The organism is Spirosoma litoris (assembly GCF_054776755.1).
Map to the genome: position 1 here is coordinate 169,370 of NZ_BAAHBI010000075.1, position 22,347 is coordinate 191,716.

Genomic DNA, 22,347 nt, shown 5'->3' on the forward strand with positions numbered 1-22,347 from the left:
AGGTTTTAAGAATCGCAACGGCGAACCGTCCTAGCTGTGTCGGTTATTAGTAACCGACACCATGATGCCATTACACCCTATAGACAGCATTAGGACTTCACCAAATCCTCCATCCGCACAGGTAATCTTCGAATTCGTTTACCGGTAGCGGCAGCAAGGGCATTCGCTACGGCTGGGGCAATCGGGGCAACGCCCGGTTCACCAGCTCCCCCCATTTTCTCGGTGCTAGGTACAATGTAGACCTCTATCTCAGGGGTTTCGTTGATCCGCAGCATCCGATAGTCGTGAAAATTACTTTGTTTGACTTGTCCTTTTTCTAGCGTAATCTCGCCATATAAAGCTGCCGTAAGTCCGTAAACAATACCGCTTTCCATTTGAGCGCGAACACCATCAGGATTCACCGACAGTCCACAATCAATGGCACATACGACACGATGCATCCGAACCTGCCGATCAACAATAGATAGCTCAACAATCTGGCAAACATAACTACCCATCGCTTCGCAAACAGCTACTCCCCTGAACTGGCCTGTGGGCAACGGCTTTCCCCATTCTGCTTTTTCGGCAGCCAGATTAAGCGCGGCCAGATGCCGAGGGTGATTTTTAAAAAACGAACGTCGATAGTCAACGGGATCTTTTTGGGCTAGCGTCGCCAGTTCATCAATCAAGGCTTCCACAACGAAAACCGTATGCGTACTCCCTACCGATCGCCAGGGCAGAACGGGCACTCCCACGGATGTTGTGTGCAGCTCAAAGGAATAATCAGGTACAGAATCCGAATAAGGAGCACCTCCCGTAACAGAACTATAATCAATTCCTTTCTGAACAATCATATCGGCTAAGGGAGTGCCCGTGAACAGCGATTGCCCAACAATCCGGTGTTGCCATGCCAGTGGAAGTCCATCCGTGCCGACGCCGATCTGAACACCATGCACATAAACGGGTCGGTAATACCCACCTTTAATATCATCTTCCCGAGACCAGACCAGCTTGATAAACTTGCCGCTTACTTTAGCAATGTGTACCGCTTCCATGACCCAATCGGAGCTAAAGGAGCCGCGCCGACCAAAACTGCCACCCAGAAAAGGCGTATAAAATTGAACCTGTTCAGGCTTAAAACCCAAAAACGCAGCCACTTCGGCCTGATGCAATAAGTGCGATTGTGTCCCCGTCCAGACTTCACACGTGTCCGGGAGAATCTTCACCGTGCAGTTCAGAGGTTCCATTGGGGCATGGGCGAGGTAGGGAAAACTGAAGGTAGCGTCGATGGTCTTTACAGCCTTAGTCAGAGCAGCAGTCACATCTCCTTTTTTTCGGATCGTTAACCCTCCCGTTTTGGTAATTTGCTTGTATTCTTCCAGTTGCGTCGTACTGTCAAGATTGGCAGTTGGCCCCAAATCCCAGTCTATTTTCAGCGCATCGCGGCCCACTTTAGCCGCCCAGAAGTTATCAGCCAGCACCGCAACGCCCGTCGGGATTTGCACGATCTGTCGAACCCCTTTTATAGCTTTTGCCTTAGTTGCATCGACGGATTTTACCGTTCCACCAAAAACGGGCGCGTGGGCCACAACGGCTGTCAATAAACCGGGGAAGTCAATATCCAGGCCGTAAATCGCCTTACCATTAATCTTTTCAGGTGCATCCAGCCGCTTTTGCGATTTCCCAATGTACTTCCAGTCTTTAGGTTCGCGAAGTTTTACTGACGGAATGGGGAGTGATGAGGCTTCGGTAGCCACTTCACCATAGCTAATCCGTTTATCGCCAGCAATGATATAGCCGTTTTCCGTTCGGCACGCTTCTGGTTTTACGCCCAGACGGCGGGCTGCAACAGCAACCAGCATTTCTCGGGCTGTAGCACCCGCTATTCGACAGCGATCAAACTCCTGCACGGTCGACTCTGATCCTCCCGTAGATCGATAAACAGGATTCTCCAGAAAATCACTGGCCTTTCCCGGTGGACTGGCTTCTACTTTTATCTTCTTCCAATCGCAATCCAGTTCTTCGGCAATCAACATCGGCAAGGTAGTCCAGATCCCCTGCCCCATTTCCACCTTCGAGAGAATAATATGAATACTGTTGTCTTCGCCAATGCGCAGGTATGTATTGAGCGTAGCCCCTGTGTTCGAGGTGGTTGACAATAGCGCCTGTCTGGCTTCGGCAGGGGTGGCAAAAGCCATTAAAAGTCCGCCACTGGCAAGTGTGCCAATTTTCAGAAAATCCCGGCGATTTATCTTGTCTGCTTTGTTCATTTTACGGCGTCTTCTTTAATGGTATTGCCTACATTAGTGACTAATAGACTACAAGAAACAATCAGGCCAAACAGCTAAAAAATAGGATTGATAACCGGGGTGATCTAATTGACCAACGACTTAGAATCAGACAAAAGTTGATAGAAGCAAGTAGACTTAGCCTGTCGTACAGGCAAAAATGTATTTCATCAATCGAGCGATGTCGTTTGTCGATCAACGATGAGAACCCGGTTGTATTTTTGTACTTTCGAGCAAACAACTGCCTTTTGTTCAGCGTGTTTAGAAAAACTAGCGAGCCTCTCACGAAATGAACGTTCTGCCAACTCTTCCGTCAAACCAGAACTGGTTCTTCAAATACAAAATCTATCACCTGCCCTTCTGGTTCGTGTATCATTACCTTTGGTGGGTTGTCACGCTGGGAAATCCCATCAAAGTTTTCCAGTCGTTAGTTGTTCTGCCCTATGCGCTTAAGTACAGCTTCTACGTCATTTTTCAGGCGCTGGCGGTTTATTTCAATCTCTACTTTCTAATTCCGAAGTATCTGGAGAAAAGTAAGTTTGCCCCTTACATTGCCTATTTATTGCTGACAATCGTATGCGCAACCTTATGTATTGTAGGCGGATATTACTTTAGCGCTTATGTCAGTGGCAGAACCACCGCCGATTTGTATGGCGAATCGTCCTGCTTCAATACATTTCTGAGCAATGCCTTGCCATCAACCGTTGCCAGTATGACCCTGGCCATGAGTATTAAACTGACCAAAAACTGGATTCAAACCCGGCAACGCCAGCAGTTACTCGAAAAAGAAAAACTGGAAACCGAACTGAAGTTTCTAAAAAATCAGTTCAACCCGCATTTCCTGTTTAATACCATCAATTCTATCTTTTTTCTGATTCATAAAAACCCCAATATGGCCTCCGATTCGCTGGCCAAATTTTCGGAATTGTTGCGGTATCAGCTCTACGACTGCAATGACCAGCAGATTCCACTGGGAAAAGAAATTACGTATCTGGAAAACTTCATTGGCCTGGAAAAGCTCCGCCAAAACAGCAACATAAACGTCACCTTTGACCGAAAGCCACTCTTTGCAGCGCATCTGGAAATAGCTCCGTTTATTCTGATGACGTTCGTGGAAAATGCGTTCAAGCACGTTTCCCGACATAGCGGCCAGTCAAACTGGATTACGATCCGGCTAGACCTGTACGAACACCAGTTGGATTTCTTTGTGGCCAACAGCACCTCACCCAATGCTGCTGGAGAGGCCATTAAATCGGGGGGAATTGGCTTACAAAATGTGCAACGACGGCTCGATTTATTGTATCCGGGGCAACATGATCTGGCGATACAACATAACTCAAATCAGTTTGAGGTAAAGCTGCGACTCATGCTGACAGAATCGGTGGTTTCAACCTCGTTACAACTCGCCTGATACAACGATGAGCCTTACCTGTGTAATCATTGATGATGAACCGTTAGCCAGAGAAGGGCTAGCCGACTATGTACACGAAGTTGATTTCCTGCACCTGACCGGAACGTGTGATAATCCGCTTGAACTCATGAGCTTGCTGGATCGGCAACCCGTCGATCTGATCTTTCTGGACATCCAGATGCCAAAAATGACTGGCATCGATTTCCTGAAGATTGTGCAAAATCCGCCAATGGTGATTATCACGACGGCCTATTCTAATTTCGCGCTCGAAGGCTTTCAGCTGAACGTACTGGATTATTTGCTCAAGCCCATCACCTTTGATCGTTTTGTTAAATCGGCCAACAAGGCCAGAGATTACCATAGGCTCCTGACGAACGTAATGCCCGCAAGCCCGCAAAACGTAGAAACCGAACAGGATTATATCTTCATCAAATGCGGCAACAAGTATGAAAAACTTTATTTCGATGATATTTTATTCATCGAGGGCATGCAGAATTACGTGACTTTTTTCACTACCAAAGGAAAATACGTAACCCTCCTGAATCTGAAAACCTTAGAGCAAAATTTAGCGGATCTGGCATTTATTCGGGTGCATAAATCCTATCTGGTATCGATTAACAAAATCAACAGTATTGAAGGAAACGAGATTTTCATTCAGGCTCACCGAATCCCGATCAGTCGAAATTATCGCGAACAGGTCATTGATCAGGTAGTCAACTCGAAGCTCTGGATAAAGTGAAGGTTTCGTAGTTTACGAAGCGCTATCAGAGGCCAATACTGCCACCATCTCTCTACTTTTTATACACTCTTCTAACCGAAGGAAGCAGCGCACAAAAGATAAGAACAACGGCCAGCAACAGGTAAAAACTATGCAGCCAGTGCGCGGCCTGAAGAAACATCTGTTGAATTTGTATCCAGAAGATGAGCGTAAACGCACAGTACACGGCATAAGTCCACGACCAATGCATATCACGGAAACAATTCATTCGCTCGGCCAACAAACTGGGCGTTTTTTTCAATAACGCGTAGGCAACCAGACAAGGCCACACACCAAGCAGCAAAAACAGAATAATTCCGGGAATCAGAAAACTGCCGAATGGTGAGTGCGCCAGCATCGACAACGGCATATGCATCAGCTCACCACTCGGAGAAACAACAAGCGCACCTCCTCCACCAAGAGCCCCAATTCCAAGAAAAACCAGTAATGAGGGAAGGATTTTTCGGGCTGATTTTGTCTCCATTAATTTAAGCAGTTAGCAAGCGATATATCAGTATGCTTAAAGCGATAACGAACAAGGTCGTGTATATCAATTTGGTGTATTTCGCTAACCAGTTGGGCAGGTAAATATCAAAATTATCACTTGTCGATGCCGAGTATTTACGCGCCATCAACGTCAGCGGGCAAACAAATCGGAAGCAAACCAGAACAAGCCCTTCCAGGCTTACGAAACCTACACAAATCCAGGCTCGTTCATCAACCGTGTTGCTGATACCAGCGTAGAACAGGTAGAAAATGACCAGATTGAAAAATACCCAAATAGCCGTATGAATAAGTTTAATGAGGGTAAGCTTTGTCATATCGGAAGCGATTAACCATGGACCAAAAGTACGGTCGGTTCGATAACCCATTCATGACCAGGAACAGGCATAACGCATGACTTGCCTGATTAAAAACAGGTTGCATGTTGATTTTGGGTAAATCTGCCAGTCAGTTTCTTTATAGGCTGTCAACTCATTGCATCAAAATTCTCGAAGTCATTCTTACCCCTATGAATCGGACCCATGTCGGTTATTATTTCTGCCTGTTTTACCTGCTTTCATCTACCCTATTCGGTCAGGTATCGGATAAAGGCGATCGGATTACAGGGCCAAACTTTGCGACCCGCAGTCCCATTCTGGCAAAGCACGGCATGGTGGCCACTAGTCATCCGCTGGCTACACAAATTGGGCTGGATATTCTAAAGCAAGGTGGTACTGCTGTCGATGCGGCTATTGCGGCCAATGCCGCTCTGGGCGTTATTGAACCGAATAACGGCGGTATTGGTGGCGATTTGTTTGCCATCGTCTGGTCGGCGAAAGACCGCAAATTGTATGGCCTGAACGCCAGCGGACGCTCGCCCAAAGGATTAACGTATGACGTGCTGAAGACGGCTTTGGGTCAACAGAAGCAGATTCCGCTTTACGGTCCCTTGTCGGTTTCGGTGCCGGGTGCCGTAGATGGCTGGTTTCAGTTGCATAAGCGCTTTGGCAAAATCCCTATGCGTAGTCTGCTGTTACCGAGCATACGATATGCCCGCGAAGGCGTTCCGGTTCCACAGGTCATTACTTATTCCTGGCAGGTAGCCGCGAATCGGCTGGCAGCAAACGAGTCCATCATTCACGAGTTCAACAATTTCCAAAAAACGTTTCTGATCAATGGTAAAGCACCCGTTCAGGGGCAGGTCTTTCGAAATTCAGATTTAGCGACTACCTATGAGAAAATCGCCACAGGCGGCCGGGATGCTTTTTACAAAGGGGCTATAGCCGATGCCATTGATCAGTACGCGCGTAAAGCGGGTTTGCATTTGCGCAAGGCAGACCTGGTAGCCCATCAGAGCACATGGGTAGAGCCAGTATCGGTCAACTATCGAGGGTACGATGTGTATGAATTACCCCCAAATGGCCAGGGTATTTCGGTACTACAAATGCTGAATATTGTTGAAGGATTCGATCTGAAAAGCATGGGCCATAACAGCGCCGATTACTTGCACATATTAGTCGAAGCTAAGAAATTAGCCTTCGAAGATCGTGCCCGGTACTATGCCGATCCCGATTTTGCCAAAGCGTCAATACGCTGGCTTCTTAACAAAGACTACGCGGCTACACGTCGCAAATTAATCGACCCCAAAAAAGCATCTGACCATCTCGATGCCGGTGATCCAGCGCTCCAGTCGGGCGATACGGTTTACCTAACCGTAGCGGATGATCAGGGGAATATAGTGTCGCTTATTCAAAGCAATATGCTGGAGTTTGGTAGTGGCATGGTTCCTGATGGCCTCGGGTTCGTTTTTCACAACCGGGGTACCAGTTTTAACATGCAACCCGATCACGCTAATGTATATGCACCGGGTAAACGGCCATTCAACACGATCATCCCCGGTTTCGTCACGAAAAATGGAGAGCCGTTTTTAAGCTTTGGTGTCATGGGAGGAGCCATGCAGCCCCAGGGCCATTTGCAAGTGTTGTGTAACATAATCGACTTCGGTATGAATGTGCAGGAAGCAGGCGATGCGGCTCGGTTTAGCCATTCAGGAAGTAGTGAACCTATCGGTACAATCATGGCCGATGGCGGTCGATTAGCCCTCGAAAGCGGTATTTCACCTGAGGTTCGAGCGGCTCTGGAAGCTCGCGGGCATCACCTGTCTCCAACTGACTTTTTTGGCGGCTATCAGGCTATTCAGTGGGATGCCATCAATAAGATTTACTGGGGTGCTACCGAGATGCGTAAAGATGGGCAAGCCGCGGGTTATTAAGCCACCAATTAGGCAGCCCGAATTTGCAACACTCCTGCGCTAAAACGCGTTAAAGAGAGTATACTCTACAAAACTTGTGGAGAAACATAACCATACTATCGTTCCTAAACCCATAATATACTCGTAGTCAGCATTTGGCACAGATTTGGCAACCCGTATTAGGTGTATTAGACATGAATAGTTTATTTAAATGCTCAACATATCATGGCAGCTTTGGCAGATCGAATTGCAAGTTTTTTTAGTGGCAATGATTCCACAACCGACGAAGGGTTAAGAGACCTGTTTATCAGCGAATTGAAAAGTGTGTATTACACGGAAAATCAGGCCGTCGATGCACTAGGTAAACAGGCCAAAGCCAGCACAACCGACGAAGTACGAAATGTCTTTCTGCAGCATCAGGAGGAGAGTCGTATACATGTAGAACGGCTGGAAGAAATATTTAAAATTATTGGCGTACGAACCGAAGAACGAGTTTCGGAAAGCATTAATGGCCTTATTGACGATGTGGAGCGGATTATTGCATCAACCGAATCGGGTTCATTAACGCGCGATGCCGGGCTGATTATCGGCGCTCAGGCAATTGAACATTACGAAATTGCCATTTATGGGTCGTTGCTAACGTTGGCCCATGTGCTGGACTTTACACAGTCGGCAGAATTATTAGAAAAAACGCTGGCTGAAGAAAAGACGACAGATCATACGCTGACTGCCCTAGCCGAATCATTTGTGAATAAACGTTCAAAAGAAGAAGAAGATCATCATCCCGGTAGCCACCACGCGAGTCGTCATCCGATCGTGAATCAGGACGTTACCGCAGGTGGCCCTTTAGGAATCTGATCTGACTAGTCCTCTTCCAATTTAGATTCTCGAGATTCTTTTGATTCTAATTGATAGCGGATTCTATTGATTATCACTATAATATCATCAATAGAATCCGCTAAAACCAACACCTACTACATCATTACTAGTAGGCTTCTTCATAAAATCGACTGATACGTCTGTAAAAGAACCGTGTCAGTCGATTTTTCATTTTAAGGAATACTGCTTCAGTCAATCCTTACACAACCAAATAGGAAGCATGTATTTCCCAGGTTGAACGCATCTAAAAATACTATTTCAGCTTTTTGACGCATGTAAAAATACAATTAATGCCTTTGGGTGGCTTTAAGTAATCTATCACTCTACTCATTAGCTAAGAATTAGCTTGACGTCAGCAAAAAAATGGCCGTTAAAGTACTAGAAAGAGGCTCTAACTAGCCAGACATTGTACTTTACTAAGCTAAATCGTTGTACTCTTTTATGCGTTCAACCTGTGTATTTCCCCATTTTGCCAAATAAATGATAACTTTACTCGATATTCAGCGCTTTTTTGAGACACAAACAGCCTCAACACTGAATAATCTAATTTGATATTTTTTTCAGCACGTTTTCTGGCTTCATCATCTTCCATGCGTCAAATTTCTTCGCTAGCTGCGGCAGTACTCGTAACTATTTTAGGCACAGCCCAACATCTCCAGGCCCAGCAAATTACTCCCGATAAACAGTATGTGGATCAAGTGAAAACACTAGCCGATCAGCCTGCTGTAAAAAAAGCATTTCAGATCTTCATTGACCTGGAGCCTCAAACGAAACAGGATCACCTTACGCTGACCGAGATTCCATCGCCACCGTTCAAGGAAAGCGTTCGGGCAAAAAAATACGCAGCTATGCTCAAAGAAGCCGGTGCCGACTCGGTCTGGATCGATGAGGTGAGCAACGTAATTGCTAAGCGGAAAGGTCGTTCGGGTAAGAAGACGGTAGTAGTTGAGTCGCACCTGGATACCGTTTTCCCGGAAGGAACCGATGTCAAGGTAAAACCACATGGTGATACCCTTTACGCACCCGGTATTGGCGATGATACGCGCGGTCTGACCGCCATACTGGCTGTTCTGAAAGGTATGGAAAAAGCCTCTATTGAAACAGATGCAGATGTACTGTTTGTAGGGGCCGTGGGGGAAGAAGGACTAGGTGACCTCCGTGGCGTAAAGCATTTACTTCGACCAGGCAGCCCCAAAGTTGATTCATACATTGCCGTTGATGGCGATGGGATTAGCAGTATCGTGCATCGGGGTCTGGGTTCGCACCGGTATCGGGTTACGTTCAAAGGACCAGGCGGCCACTCTTACGGTTCGTTTGGGATTGTCAACCCACACAGTGCCACCGGAAAAGCTATTTATTACTTCACAACAGCAGCCGATAAAGTCACCCGGCAAGGCGTTAAAACGACCTATAGCGTGAGTGTTATGGGTGGAGGTACATCGGTAAATGCCATTCCTTACGAGTCGTGGATGGAAATTGACATGCGCTCCGAAAGCCCCGAAAAACTAAACGAAGTCGATCAATTGCTTCAGACGGCCATCCAGCGGGCACTAAAAGAGGAAAACAGCATCAAACGTCAAGGCCCCGATTTGACCGTAGACGTCAAAAAGATCGGCGATCGCCCGTCGGGTAAAACAGAGGCTACTGCTCCGATCGTGCAGCGAGCCATGGCCGCAACGAAATACTTCAACGCTGAACCACAATTAGACGTAGCCTCCACAAATGCCAACACGCCCATTGCCTTAGGTATACCGGCCATTACTATTGGCAGTGGTGGTATTGGCGGGGGCGAACATGCCCTGAACGAGTGGTGGCTAAACGATAAAGGCTATCTGGGCATGCAACGGATTTTGCTTGTTTTGTTAGCAGAAGCCGGTTTAAATAAAGGCGGCAAGAAATAAGTTTAACCTCACCCCAACCCCTCTCCTGTTGCAGGAGAGGGGCTTTTTGTATCCGTGGTGTCAGGTTTGAGAACCTGACACCACCGTAACTGGTATCACTAGACTATTTACCGTTCTTCCAAGTCGTGACTCTGACTTATGGCTTTTTTAGTAGCTTGCGACGACTCAACTAATTACCTTTTAGTCGACAAACGCTCCATCTACCATGAGATTACTTGTTTTAGTTTGCCTACTCGCCTTCGGGACTGCCCAGGCGCAGAGTTTATACATGCCTCGTAATGTAAAAAAAGCCTATCAGAAAGGAACACGTTCAATGGATGGGAAGCCGGGGGCAAAGTATTGGCAGAATTTCGCACGCTATAACATCACCGTTAACGCCACGCCCCCTAATCGTACCATCCGGGGTACTGAAGAGATTACCTACATCAACAACAGCCCGGATACGCTAACGACGCTGATCTACAAACTGATTCTCAACAGCCACAAAGCAGGTGCTATCCGACAAGCACCAGCCTCAGAAGAATACCTCACCTCGGGGATTCACATCGACAAATACAGCGAGAATGGCACCCCGAAAACCTGGCGCGATGCTGGTGTTGCCACCTCAAAACAGGTTTTGTTGAACAAGCCCCTGATGCCCAAAGATTCCGTCAAACTTGCGTTCGATTGGCATTACGATGTTTCGATCGAGAGCGGGCGAGAAGGGTCGCTTGATTCTACTACGTTCTTCCTGGCCTATTTTTACCCACGTGTAGCTGTTTATGATGACTATTACGGTTGGGACCGAACTACGTTTACTGAGGCTCAGGAGTTTTATAATGACTTCAACGATTACACTCTCACGGTAAATGTTCCCAAAGATTATGTAGTCTGGGCAACTGGCGATTTACAGAATGCCAACGACGTACTGCAACCAACCTATGCCAAACGGTTGAGCGAATCCCTACAAACCGATGAATTAATTCACGTAGCTACCCTCGCTGAGTTGACCGCCAAACAGGTGACAGCTCAACAACCCGTCAATTCCTGGAAATGGAAGGCGAATAACGTTTCTGACATGGCATTGTGCATCAGTAATCACTACGTATGGGATGCGTCGAGCGTTGTCGTCGACAAGAAAACGAACCGTCGGGCCAGTGTTCAGGCTGCTTTTCTAGACAATGCTGCTGATTTCCATCAGATGGTTAGCTTCGGGCGTCATTCACTGGATTGGTTTTCGAATAACTTACCCGGCATTCCATACCCCTATTCTAAAACGACTATCGTTCAGGGGTTTGCCGATATGGAATACCCCATGATGGTGAACGATGGCACAACGACAGATCTGAATTTTTCACGCTTCGTGGCCGAGCATGAAATTGCGCATACGTGGTTCCCGTTTTACATGGGCATCAATGAAACCCGCTATGGCTTTATGGACGAAGGCTGGACAACGGCTTTTGAGTACCTAATTAGTCAGGCCGATTTGGGAAACGAAAAGGCCACCAAAAACTTCCAGCAATTCCGGGTTACCAGTTGGAGTAAAGACCCATCGGCCGAGCAGGATTTACCGATCATTACCCCCGCCAATGTGTTGAGTGGGGCCGCAATGGGTAATAATGAATATGGGAAGGCCGCCATTGGGTATCTGGCGCTTAAAGAGTTATTGGGCGAAGCTGGGTTTAAGAAATGCCTGCACGAATTCATCAACCGTTGGCACGGCAAACATCCCAACCCATGGGATATGTTTTACAGCTTCAACAGTGCGTCGGGCAAAGACCTGAACTGGTTCTGGAACAACTGGTTCTTCAGTAATAACTACATTGATTTCGCCATCCAAAAGGTAGAGCCCTCGCCTACCCAATGCACTATTACGATCCAGAATATCGGTGGGTATGTAGCACCAATGGATATTGTCGTAAAGTTGGCAGATGGTACTACTGAAACCTTCCACCAGACACCCGCCATCTGGCAAGCGAATCAGAAACAGGCCATTGTAAAACTACCTGTCAAAAAGAAAATTCAGTCAATAACGCTGGAAGGCGGCATTTTCATGGACGCCGACGAAAGCAATAATAGCTGGAAGGCGAAGTGAAGCCCCAGCTTTCACTCAATTCAGAAAACAAGTAAAAAAGGCTTACTGCGGCTAAATTATATCCATTGTAAGCCTTTTTTATTAGCTATCAGGCCTAAAAATACTTACTACCATATGTATCCTAATTTGCAATACATTTGCAAAATGGAGACAAGTGTATACATTCCCATCATTTCTGATTACGGTTTTAAGGCGACATTTGGCAACGAGTCTGACGATTTATTTTTGCGTACTGCTTTGCAGGCACTTATCAAATCAGAAGTACCCATTCGTCAAATTAAATTCGACAAGAATGCCTTTGAAGCACTGACAATCGATAGTCGAAGTGGAATTTTCGATTTATCATGCACCGACGAAAATGGAACGCAATTTATTGTTGAGATGCAATTGGCGCATGCTTCTTACTTTGTGCAACGCATGAAGTTCTATGCTCTGCACAAATTCAATACGCTGGTCGAACGGGGCGAGTTTGATTATGCATATCTCCCTAAGCTTTACGCTATTGCCTTTCTGGCCAAAAGTATCTTACCAACGACTCATTTCCACACCATTGCCAATTTACGAAGTGAGCAAGGTGAAATCATTGATCACCAAATGACGTTTATTACTGTAGAATTGGCTAAATTTGATAAGCAAGTAGCTGATATTGAGACCGACCTGGAAAAGTTGGTTTATACTATGAAGACGCTCCATACAACCGAACCTACTCAGTATCCTGACTTCTGGAACGAAGAATGGCTTAAGCGAGCGATTGAAGAACTGGACACCCGAAAAATGACGCCTGAAGAGCGGGCTTATTTTGCTCGCGTAACAGCAGCTAATGCCGAAGCCGTCAAAGCTGAAAAACAGAAAATTAAGGAAGCAGAAATAGTTATTAAAAAAGAAACTGTAAAGAATGCTCTTCAGATGGGTTTGACTCCAGAACAAGCAGCTATACTAGTATCTGTATCGCTTGAATTTGTGGAAAGTATCCAGCATAATTTTCCCACTGATCAGCAATTGCTTATGTAAAGAAGTTATACGGCCCAAAGATCTAAACGAAAAGGTCTTCGAAAGAAAACTACTCCCCAACCTGGTGGCACAGTAGCACTCTTCGTTACTCAAAAATCAGTATCGGTCAGCTCGAAATTCTGTTTGACCCGAATACTGCCATTCTCCTCACTACCCGGCGCATAAATAATTCGTTCGGGCTGGATACCCTTCTGAACATTGCCAATATCGCGCTTTCGGTTGCCGTTGGCATCGATAATTAATCGAACGCGGTAAAGACCGGGTTTAAGTCGACCAAAGCTGTAAGCCGCCGTTCCGTAGGAGGTTCGGATTACTTTGTACTTATCGTCCAGCAATTCCACAATGAAATTCTTACCTGCCGAGCCAATCGTTGCGGGACTTACTCGCCCGGCAATTAACCCGTAACTATCCTCCTCCGCTATCCTATATCGGGCAGAATATTTGGCCATTGTATCGCCCTGCACACTAACAAACGAGCCTTTTTGTAATCGAAAGAGCAGCGTATCCTTCAGATTGGTAGCTTGCTTGATGACTAGGCGAGAGTTATTGTTACTCCACGTCAGGTTGGCGGGTGTAAGCGGCAGCGGTTTCGTACTATCCGGGCCAATAATGATCAACTTCGTGTCGTACCGAAACACCGGCTTGTTGAACACCAGCGTAAATTCCAGATTTTTGTCAATTGGCTCACCCGATGGCGGATTGATCTGTACCGTCAGTGGCGACCGATTTTTAGCTTTTGTTTTCAGGGGAGAAAAGTAAATTCGCTCCCGCATCTCTGTAACGTTACCCACCGAATCTTCGGCAACAATCGTTAAATGTAGAGTGTCATCAGCAGCCCGATTAGCGGGCCGGAAAAGCCGAATCATTTTAGGATTTTCCAGAAACGACACCAGCGTATCACCCGTATAAGGGGCTTCTGCAACAGTTGTCGATACGGCCGATGTAGAAATGCCAGTCGTCGATGTAGCAGTTGAGGATGCGGCCGACGTGGACACGGGCCTTCCGTAACGCAGTTTATAGCTGGCAATACCGCTGCTGAGTTCTAATCCCAGCGTCTCGTCGGTGCGTTCACGTCGACTGATACGCGGCTTACCATAGCCACGAAAAGCCACCATATTGATATCCGTGTAATTCCGGTTAAGATTTAGCACACTATCCCGAAAGGCCACTCGTTCACCCGGCGTGTTGTTTACCAGATTCAAATCCTTATCATCGAACCCATACACTTTATACAGGCCAGCCTTCACGTTTTCGATCCGAAAATTCCCACTACTGTCTGTCCGGGCAAAATATTGAGGGCGTTTTCGATTAATAGGTAATGTATCGGTCGAAGCAAAAAGGCCCACTACAAAGCCTAGTAAGGGTGTACGACTTTCGTCGTCAACCACGTTTCCGGTCAGAAAAAGCGAGTCAATAGTCGGCCCGGTACTGAATACCACTTTGGTGTTTTTGGCAATGTTTCGTTCTGTGACGTCTTTGATCCCGTCTGCAAAATCAATGGTATAGGTCGTGTTGGGTAAAAACTGCTTATTGAAGTTCAACCGGATACCAAACGGAAGCGACTTCACCACGAATGTATTGCTATCCTGAGGTGTAATCGTGATTTTTTGCTGGAGGTTTTCGCTGTTTACATACTCGTCGAATTCCAGTTCAACGGTCTTGCCTTTATAATTCAGCTGCCGGTTGGCAGGCAGGCTACTCACTAGTTTTGGCGCAAGGGTATCCTTCTTGCCACCGGGCGGTTGGGCCACCTGCGCGCAGTTTTGGAGCAAGAACGGCAGTGTCAGAAAGAAGGCAAAAAAGAAATAGCGAAACCATTTACTCACCGAATGAATCACCTCTAAACAACTTACTTTAGGACCCTGCAACGGATAATCGCTCTTTCGCTCTTTCACGCTTTCACTCATTAAATTTAGCTACAAAGGTAAACGTCCGTTCATCGTTAATCTGTACCGATTGACATAAAATGGCCCGCTGGTTCGTTACGTTCTATAGAAATTTAAGAAAATTTAAAGTTCTACTTCGTAAAACAAAGGTAGCGCCTACAGGATTAAATACATTTGCCAACAATCCCCGACTTTCTAATCACTCATAATTCATTCATGACCCACCCTCGCTTTTATGTATTGATGCTGCTTCTTGTCTCGGCAGGATGGTTATCGGGCTGCTCCAGCTCGGCCGATCATCTCGACGAACAAATTAGTGATGCCCTGGACGACAACACCATCGACGTAACCGAAGCCGACGCCCTCCGGGTGTTTGTGGCGCAGGAAAGTAAAGAGCTTAGTAAAGACAAAAAGACGACAGCTTTGCTCACGCCCGATGGAAAAATCGACGAATCGGCGCTGCTGGCTTACATTAAGCGCAACCGAGTGTACCGGAAACTCGCCAAAGAGGGCAAAACGCCCACCGTCAATTTGTCGGGGGGAGCCGTATCGGGAAAACCATTACGGCTGAAACTGTATCTGGAAGCCAGCGGTAGCATGTTTCCGTATGATGCGCCCGGCGGTAACGGCGCCTTCAAGCGTACCCTCAACGATGTACTGACCGAATTCGATGCGGTCAATCCCGGTCAGGGCAAGTTATTCGTCGTTAATACCGAAGTCAATGATCTGGGTTTATCGTTGCCGCAATTCTTCAAAGAGAAAAACATATTCACGGTCGCCAAAACAAAGGGCAAGACAACCAGCACCGATTTTGAAAAGATCTTCACCGATATTCTCAGCAATACCTCCGGCGACGATCTTAGTATTCTAGTCTCTGATCTGATTTATTCGGATGCAAATCTGGCCGGTATGAGTGCCCAGAAAACGCTCGATGCAGCCAGTTCCCTACTGACAACCGTATTCAATCCATACGCCAGCACGCATTCGATGCTAGTTCTGAAATTCAACGCTGACTTCGACGGAACCTACTATAGCTGGAATAACGCCAAGAAAAAATATGCTGGCGAACGGCCTTATTACCTCTGTCTGATTGGCCGTAACGAAACGATTCAGCGGCTTTATCAGGATCAAACATATCAGACTATTCGCCGATTCGACCAACTGCCAGGCTTCGCCGATTCGTGGTTCTTTGGTCGCGATGAAAAGGTAACGACACCATTTTACAGCATACTAGTAACTGATCCGGCTCGTAAAGGTCGTTTTAAACGGTCGGACGAAGAAGTTCGGAGCCATGCCAAAGCCGTTCATGCACTGACCGATGTGCAACCCGACGTGACCGATAAAAGTCTGACCATTCCAGTAGCCGTCGATTTATCAGCTTTGCGTGTACCCGCATCGCTATTAACCGACGCCAGCCAATATGTAGTGGATGGAAAAGACCATTTCAAGGTTTCGACTGTGCAGACCTATTCGGGAGCCAACGGAACCACCCACAAACTCCTGCTCACCACCGACAAACCGGCTCGTGGTGAACGCACGGCGACAATTCGGCTACGTCGGCAGTTTCCCCCCCGGTGGATTGCCAATTCCAATACAACCAACGATGTCGAACCCGATGCCAATACAACCTTCGGTATTCAAAACCTCTTACAAGGCGTCGAACGCGCCTACAACCCCAATAACCAAACCGAATATTTCACGTTAACTATCAATTTAGAATGAGTGAATGATAGAATGAATGAATACCTCCGGCTAATTTATTTGCGATAGCTATTCACTCATTCTATCATTCACTCAATCACTCATTGCACTATGGAAGAATCACTCTATAACTTTTACAACCTGTTCGTCAACGGTGCGTTGCTCGAAGATTTATATCAGGAAGAATTGCTTTCGCCCATCACCTGGACAGCCATCGGCATTGCCCTCGTGGTAGCGTTTGCGTTCTATATATGGCCATTTAACAAAGTGAGTTTCAGTGGGATGGGCAGTTGGCTACTCATGACAGGTGTCAGTTCTCTATTTCTGTTCATCATTACACTCGTCACCTGCTACCAAAAAGCCAATCAGGATATTCCTCGTGATGAAGCAGATCCCAATCAGGGAACACTATTCGATCAGGGAATCAGCGTATTCCTGAGTTATGCCTTCGAAATGGCGCTACTCACTGCACTCATCTTCTTCATCATTTCAATGGTGATGAAAAATTTCAGTAAAAACGCGAAACATCGGCCCATGCTGTGGCCATCGAAATAATTTTCTGTTTCAGGTTCCATGTTTCAGGTTCAAAGTTCCTTCGGCATCAATCAACCGTTTTGATAGCCTATATGGAACATGAAACCTGAAACTTTAAACAAGAATTCATGGCTAAACTATTTGTCTTCGCCATTGGCGGAACGGGTTCGCGGGTGCTGAAAGCCCTGACGTTTTTGCTGGCCTCTGGCGTTAAACTCAACAATACCGACGAGGTGATCCCCATAGTGCTGGACCCTCACGCAACCAACGACGATCTGCTGCGAACAAAAGATTTGCTGCGCGAATACGGCAACATCCGGGCGGGTATGCAGACTAAACCAACCTCCGGTTTTTTTAGTACCGAAATCAAAACCCTGAACCGCTCCATAGGTGGCAATGCAACCATTGCCGACACCTACGTTTTTGAATTACAGGGTGTTCAGCAGGAGAAGTTTCGGGATTATATCAATTACGAAGGACTGGATGGGCCAAGTAAAGCCTTTGCGGGCCTTCTATTTTCAGATGAAAATCTGGAAACCAAAATGGACATTGGTTTCGTTGGCAATCCGAATATTGGCAGTACAGTTCTGAATCAATTCCGGTACTCCGATGTGTTTCAGGCGTTTGCCGAGAACTTTGGTGCCAACGATCGGATCTTTATCGTTAGTTCGATTTTTGGGGGAACGGGCGCGGCTGGTTTCCCGATCCTGCTCAAAAATATTCGGGGCGCGCAGGCCATCGGGCAGATTCCGAATCCAGCCTTCCTGACCAATGCCAAAATTGGGGCGGTGTCGGTAATGCCCTATTTCAGTTTGACCACAAACGACAACAAGCTGATTGACCCGGCTTCGTTTATTGCCAAAACCAAAGCGGCTCTGAATTACTACCAGAAGGGTGTGAATCCGTCCGTAAATGCGCTTTATTACATCGGCGACGATCAGACGAAAGCCTACACTTACGATCCCGGCGCAGGTGGTCAGAAAAACGAAGCACACTTTGTAGAAATGGCGTCAGCATTAGCCATTGTCGATTTCATGAACATGGACGACAGTAGTCTGGCCGTTACAAACGGACGCCCGGCGAATCCAGTTTATAAGGAATTTGGCATCGAACAAGATGGCATCAGCATCCAGTTGGGGAATCTTGCCGCTGCCACGAAGCAACTCATTAGCTTACCGCTGTCGAAAATGGCGCTGTTCAGTACCTACTTAAGCCAGCGACTTCGGCAGGCGGCTGGTACTGTACAATGGTCAAAAGCCAACCCAACCATTTCGACTTCGTTTCTGAATTCGGGCTTTTTCAACAGCGTCAAAAATTTCGATGCGGCTTTCCGGCAGTGGCTTTCCGAAATGCGGGAGAACAAGCGGTCGTTTGAACCGTTCCTGCTCGATGCGGGAAATCTGGGCCACACCGTGCGCGGATTCGAGCCGAAGAAGAAAGGGATTTTCGGCGGTGAGTCGGATGTGAAGCTAGACATCGTGGACGACTTCGACCAGACGCTCAACAAAACGGCTGAAGGCAAAGCCTACGGCAGCGAAGCCGATAAATTCATACAACTGTTCTCAGAAGGCACCGACCGATTCGTCCGCGAACGGCTGCCGAAAGTTTTAGACTATTAATTGTTCAACGTTTCAGGTTCAATGTTTCAGGTTGACTGCGCGCTAGAGAAAACACTCATCTTCGGCAAACCTGAAACATTGAACCTGGAACCTGAAACAGAAAATACATGCCTACAACATTCAGTCTACATAACCCTACTCCCGGCCTGCACTGGTATGTCAGCAAACCGCTTGGCACCGACCAGATTGCAGCCATTCGTGACCCACAGGGGGGGCAAACCGTAAAACAGCCAACGTCTATTCCAAGCCCGTTTGCCCGGATGGATTTAGTGCGTTCGGCCTTCCTCAATCTGGCGCTTCGTCCTGACCTCAGCGGCACGATGAACGACCAGCGTATCGTGTCCGACGCGCTGGACGTAGGCGAGCTGTTTTTCAACTACGACAAGCTCAAAACCTACATCACCATCACGCCATTCGATGTTCATACCGATCTTAACCGGCTTCGGCAGTCGACCAATCAGGGACATAAACGATTGGGCGACGCGCTGAAACTGTTTCTGGATCAGGATGCACCGGAATACAATTTTGCCGATATCAATCGGCTGTTTGTGCTCAGTTATCGCGGACGAGTCGTAGGTGGAACTTCACCTAAAACGCTGTTTTTCAGTTCGGGGAATGATCTGAGCTGGGTCGACGTGTCGATGGGAAACGATCGGCTATTCGATGCATCGGTCTGCCCGCTGCACCAGCGCGACATTGAGTACCAGAAATTCTGGTACGCCATCAAGCAATTCATGCCCAACTTCCGCGACCGTTTCCGCGAAGTGGACGACTACCTGAACCGAAGCCGGAGTCTGTTGCAACAGCAAAACCCGGCTATGTTCTACGAACATATCGAGTCGCACAACGGGCAGCCACTGTTAACGCGTGAAAAATTCGATCAGGATTTCGATGAGCTAACAACAGGACCGGGTGATATTGTGGAAGTGCTGGGCTTCCCACTTCGCAAGAAAAAATCCGATGCCCGCGCCATTGATAAGGTTAGCGATTTCATCATCAAATCAGATAAGTACGCCCGGTTGAATCCGAATCAGCCCCGCCCAATGGCATTGCAGAATCGCTTTTTCCGGCAGTTTATGTACGTGCCACAGGCGCAGTGGAATTCGAATACACCCGTGCCCTACTACGCCCGCGAATCGTGGCGCGATAACCAGCGACCGTTACCGGGTCAGCCGGGCAATTACCCCTGGCTCACGGTCAGCGACTTGCTGGAGCCTTATCTGATCCGGCTTCCGTTCCCAACCGACCGGGGCCGATTCTTCGATGGGAACCTGCAAACACCTGCCACGGATAAAGGATTTTTGCTCCCGCTCAAAAAGGATTTCTTTGATTTCTTCGATGTCGACGACTTGCTCATGGGCCGTGTTCGGCTCAAGATGACTCCACAGGCGGGGGGCATTAATGTTACGCTCGACATTCCCGTTACAGCACCCAACCAGCCCGGTAATCAGTTCGTCACCTTCGAGCGATTATACAGCCAAACAGCTGGCAGTTCGGGGACGCCGAATGAGATTGCTAACGAAGGGATTATTATCGAGAACTCGTTCACGGTCAACATCTACCCGTTTGTGCGGTCGGGAGCCGTTACCGTTCCTGCAGACTACCGGGTTCAGCTCATTGAATCGGGTTTCGATAGTCAGAATCAGTATGAGCTGACGTATTTCGGCCAGAAGGAAAACACCGAAGTGCAAGTTGAATCGAAGCATAACCGAACGGTTCGTCAGCAAAATACCGACGGATCGAGCGTGTACTATGTGCTGCGCCAAGAGTTCGATTATTTACAGACAAATATTCGTGGTGACGGTCGCGAGATGAACGGGATTCTGATTCCACGCTGGCAATTGTACAACGGCGGTAGCAAGCAGTTTGAGTTCTCGGTGGATTTTGGGACGACCAACACACACGTTGAATACAAAGTGGATGGTGGATCACCTCGCCCGTTCGATGTGGCCGAACTGACTCCGCAAGTAGCAACCTTAGTGGCTCCGGCTCAGTACAACCCAGCCCTATTCGAGCTGTTTTTGCTGTACGATCTAGAGTTTGTACCGCCCACCATCGGCCCCAGCCGACCCGACAACTTCCCGACGCGCACAGCTATTGCCGAGCCAATGAACCTGAGTTTCAATCAGCAAACGCAGGCACTGGCCGACTTTAATATTCCGTTCTATGTTGAGCGTCAACCGGCTGGTTCTAACCGAATCACCACCAACCTGAAATGGGCTAAAACCAGTGATCAGACCGAACGCCGGGTTGAGGCTTTTCTGGAAGAGTTGCTGATGCTGATCAAAAACAAGGTGCTGACCGAAGGTGGGAATCTCTTACAAACGACCGTCTACTGGTTCTTCCCGGCCAGTATGACGCCCGGTCGCGTAAGCCAGCTCCGCGCCGATTGGCAGTTGCTGTACGACCGCTACATTGGTGGTGCACAAGGTCGGTTGCGCGAGGTGTCAGAATCGGTAGCACCATTCTATTATTACAAGCAAAATCCAACGCTGAGTGCGTCGGCCCGGCCTGTTATCAACGTGGACATTGGTGGTGGCACCTCCGATGTCGTGGTCTATGAACGCAACGAACCCAAGCTGCTGACCTCCTTCCGATTTGCGGGAAATGCTATTTATGGGGATGCTTTCAGTGAATACGGTGCCGCCAGCCATAACGGTTTTGTGCGCAAATATGCCGACCGGATTCAGACGCTACTAGACAGTCAGAGCCTCGGAAATCTGAGCGATAACAACCGCCGGATTCTGGACACGAACCGCTCGGAAGACATCATGGCGTTCTGGTTTTCGATCGAGAAAAGCAACGATGTGAAGGCCAAAAGCATGCTGTCGTTCAATGGCATACTGGCCAAAGACGAAGATTTGAAAATCGTGTTTGTCCTGTTCTATTCGGCGCTGCTTTACCACGTTGCGCGGTTGATGAAACATAAAAATATTAGTTTGCCCGGAGCCATCACTTTCAGTGGAACGGGTTCTAAATTACTCACGATCATCAGCTCCGACGACCAGATGCTAGGCAAGCTGGCAAAGGCTATCTTCGAGAAAGTGTATGAGCAAACGTACGACACGAGTGGACTAACGCTGTTTTATGAGCGTAAAGGGCCAAAAGAAGTGACCTGTAAAGGTGCCCTCATGCAACCCGCTAACAGCCGTCCGGTCGATACTGAAGCGATCAACTATGTATATCCGGCAACTTTCAACGATGAGTTCCCCGCACTTACTTATGCTGACTTACGTAAGCCCGAAGTAATTGATTCGCTGCTGAAAGAAACCAATGCGTTTATTGATTTCTTCTTCGCCATCAATCAGCAGTTTAGTTTCGTTCGGAATTTGAACGTATCGGCGCGGTCGTTGGTGATTGCCCAGCAGGAATTACGAACGCATCTGGATACATCGCTCATGGATGGCATTCAACGAAAAGAGGGCGATGTAGCGGCCGAATATAGTGGAATGACCGATGCACTTGGTGCTCCCATCGAGGAAACCTTGTTTTTCTACCCACTCATTGGCGCTATTAACAAACTAGCCAACGCACTGGTGTAGGTTAGTTTGTTGATTGCTTTGTGCTTTCTGT

15 protein-coding genes are annotated in these 22,347 nt (G+C 47.6%); 11 read left to right on the forward strand and 4 right to left on the reverse strand.

Translation table 11 applies throughout. The features are described from left to right. Window positions 1–89 precede the first annotated feature (89 nt). The gene (locus tag ACYVGR_RS35970; protein ID WP_460965503.1) at window positions 90–2,249 is read right to left on the reverse strand and encodes a xanthine dehydrogenase family protein molybdopterin-binding subunit; all 2,160 of its coding nucleotides are present in this window, start codon (window positions 2,247–2,249) and stop codon (window positions 90–92) included. Between the two features lie 307 nt (window positions 2,250–2,556). Here ACYVGR_RS35970 and ACYVGR_RS35975 point away from each other — a divergent pair, with 307 nt between their 5' ends. Both ACYVGR_RS35975 and ACYVGR_RS35980 read left to right on the forward strand, forming a co-directional pair. Beyond that, the gene (locus tag ACYVGR_RS35975) at window positions 2,557–3,678 is read left to right on the forward strand and encodes a sensor histidine kinase (protein WP_460965505.1); all 1,122 of its coding nucleotides are present in this window, start codon (window positions 2,557–2,559) and stop codon (window positions 3,676–3,678) included. 7 nt (window positions 3,679–3,685) lie between these two features. Then, window positions 3,686–4,417 carry a LytR/AlgR family response regulator transcription factor gene (locus ACYVGR_RS35980; protein WP_460965507.1) on the forward strand — a complete coding sequence of 244 codons (732 nt, stop codon included), beginning with the start codon at window positions 3,686–3,688 and terminating at the stop codon, window positions 4,415–4,417. Window positions 4,418–4,469: 52 nt separating this feature from the next. Here the strand turns inward: ACYVGR_RS35980 and ACYVGR_RS35985 are convergent, their stop codons facing one another. Both ACYVGR_RS35985 and ACYVGR_RS35990 read right to left on the reverse strand, forming a co-directional pair. Beyond that, window positions 4,470–4,919: a hypothetical protein gene (locus tag ACYVGR_RS35985; protein ID WP_460965509.1), complete on the reverse strand. Its 450-nt coding sequence runs from the start codon at window positions 4,917–4,919 to the stop codon at window positions 4,470–4,472. A gap of 4 nt (window positions 4,920–4,923) precedes the next feature. Beyond that, window positions 4,924–5,256 carry a hypothetical protein gene (locus ACYVGR_RS35990; protein ID WP_460965511.1) on the reverse strand — a complete coding sequence of 111 codons (333 nt, stop codon included), beginning with the start codon at window positions 5,254–5,256 and terminating at the stop codon, window positions 4,924–4,926. A gap of 191 nt (window positions 5,257–5,447) precedes the next feature. Between ACYVGR_RS35990 and ggt the strand changes: the two genes are divergently transcribed. The 5 genes from ggt to ACYVGR_RS36015 all read left to right on the forward strand — a co-directional run bounded on the left by ggt (window position 5,448) and on the right by ACYVGR_RS36015 (window position 13,034). After that, the gene (gene ggt / locus ACYVGR_RS35995) at window positions 5,448–7,190 is read left to right on the forward strand and encodes a gamma-glutamyltransferase (RefSeq protein WP_460965513.1); all 1,743 of its coding nucleotides are present in this window, start codon (window positions 5,448–5,450) and stop codon (window positions 7,188–7,190) included. Window positions 7,191–7,394: 204 nt separating this feature from the next. Continuing rightward, window positions 7,395–8,027, forward strand: coding sequence for a YciE/YciF ferroxidase family protein (locus ACYVGR_RS36000; protein ID WP_460965515.1), 633 nt, complete (start codon window positions 7,395–7,397; stop codon window positions 8,025–8,027). Between the two features lie 611 nt (window positions 8,028–8,638). After that, complete coding sequence (locus ACYVGR_RS36005) at window positions 8,639–9,949, forward strand: M20/M25/M40 family metallo-hydrolase (protein WP_460965517.1); 1,311 nt, start codon at window positions 8,639–8,641, stop codon at window positions 9,947–9,949. Window positions 9,950–10,154: 205 nt separating this feature from the next. Then, entirely contained in the window at window positions 10,155–12,023 is a 1,869-nt protein-coding gene (locus ACYVGR_RS36010; RefSeq protein WP_460965519.1) for a M1 family metallopeptidase, read from the forward strand. A 144-nt stretch (window positions 12,024–12,167) separates the two neighbouring features. Beyond that, on the forward strand, window positions 12,168–13,034 hold the full coding sequence (locus tag ACYVGR_RS36015) for an Rpn family recombination-promoting nuclease/putative transposase (RefSeq protein WP_460965520.1): 867 nt from the start codon (window positions 12,168–12,170) through the stop codon (window positions 13,032–13,034). An 89-nt stretch (window positions 13,035–13,123) separates the two neighbouring features. Here ACYVGR_RS36015 and ACYVGR_RS36020 read toward each other — a convergent pair whose 3' ends face one another. Then, window positions 13,124–14,941 carry an Ig-like domain-containing domain gene (locus tag ACYVGR_RS36020; protein WP_460965522.1) on the reverse strand — a complete coding sequence of 606 codons (1,818 nt, stop codon included), beginning with the start codon at window positions 14,939–14,941 and terminating at the stop codon, window positions 13,124–13,126. A 195-nt stretch (window positions 14,942–15,136) separates the two neighbouring features. Between ACYVGR_RS36020 and ACYVGR_RS36025 the strand changes: the two genes are divergently transcribed. The 4 genes from ACYVGR_RS36025 (at window position 15,137) to ACYVGR_RS36040 (ending at window position 22,316) form a co-directional block, all read left to right on the forward strand. Then, entirely contained in the window at window positions 15,137–16,642 is a 1,506-nt protein-coding gene (locus ACYVGR_RS36025; RefSeq protein WP_460965524.1) for a hypothetical protein, read from the forward strand. Between the two features lie 90 nt (window positions 16,643–16,732). Beyond that, window positions 16,733–17,176, forward strand: a complete 444-nt coding sequence (locus tag ACYVGR_RS36030) for a hypothetical protein (protein ID WP_460965526.1) — start codon at window positions 16,733–16,735, stop codon at window positions 17,174–17,176. Between the two features lie 107 nt (window positions 17,177–17,283). Beyond that, entirely contained in the window at window positions 17,284–18,774 is a 1,491-nt protein-coding gene (locus ACYVGR_RS36035) for a hypothetical protein (protein WP_460965527.1), read from the forward strand. 107 nt (window positions 18,775–18,881) lie between these two features. Further along, complete coding sequence (locus ACYVGR_RS36040; RefSeq protein WP_460965529.1) at window positions 18,882–22,316, forward strand: hypothetical protein; 3,435 nt, start codon at window positions 18,882–18,884, stop codon at window positions 22,314–22,316. Window positions 22,317–22,347: the final 31 nt, after the last annotated feature.